The sequence below is a fragment of the Psychromonas sp. SP041 genome (assembly GCF_000470315.2).
Lineage (GTDB): Bacteria > Pseudomonadota > Gammaproteobacteria > Enterobacterales > Psychromonadaceae > Psychromonas.
On sequence record NZ_CBRF02000118.1, the window covers coordinates 1 to 561 of the forward strand.

Consider the following 561-nt stretch of genomic DNA (forward strand, 5'->3'; position numbering starts at 1 on the left):
CGCTTGATAAGGCATCAATCGCTGCTGCGTTTGGCGCAAAGCTGTAACTGCCATCGCTTGCTAAGGTTAATGTTCCGTACGTACCCACATGGGTATCAGTACCGTCAGTGAAGTCGTAAGTAAAGGCTGTGTCATCAATATCACTTGCTGTTAACGTACCGGTAGTTGCATCGAAGCTATCGGTTGCCGCTGTATCAGTAATGGCAGTCGTCACATCTGCTAACGTCGGTGCATCATTCACTGGGTTAATAGTAAATACAATTGCTTGTGTCACTGCTTGGCCATCAGGATCAGTTGCCGTGAAGCTAATGTTTTCAACGCCATTGAAGTTATCGGTAGCGCTCGTAAAGGTTGCAATACCATCCACAATCGTCACGCCAATGTCGCTGTTACCCGCGACGCTGTACACCAAGTCTGCTGACACGGTTTCAGCGTCTGAGAAGTATTCTTTTAAATCGATAGTGTATTCGGCGAAGTCTTCGTTTTGTGTTTGATCAGGAATATCAGTACTGTTAATCGGCGTATCGTTCGCTGCCGTGATATCTATCGTAAACGTTGCAG

1 protein-coding gene is annotated in these 561 nt (G+C 46.5%); it reads right to left on the minus strand.

The genetic code is table 11. The features are described from left to right. The coding region (locus SP041_RS20805) for an Ig-like domain-containing protein (RefSeq protein ID WP_205961235.1) at positions 1 to 561 on the minus strand (561 nt) is incomplete at both ends.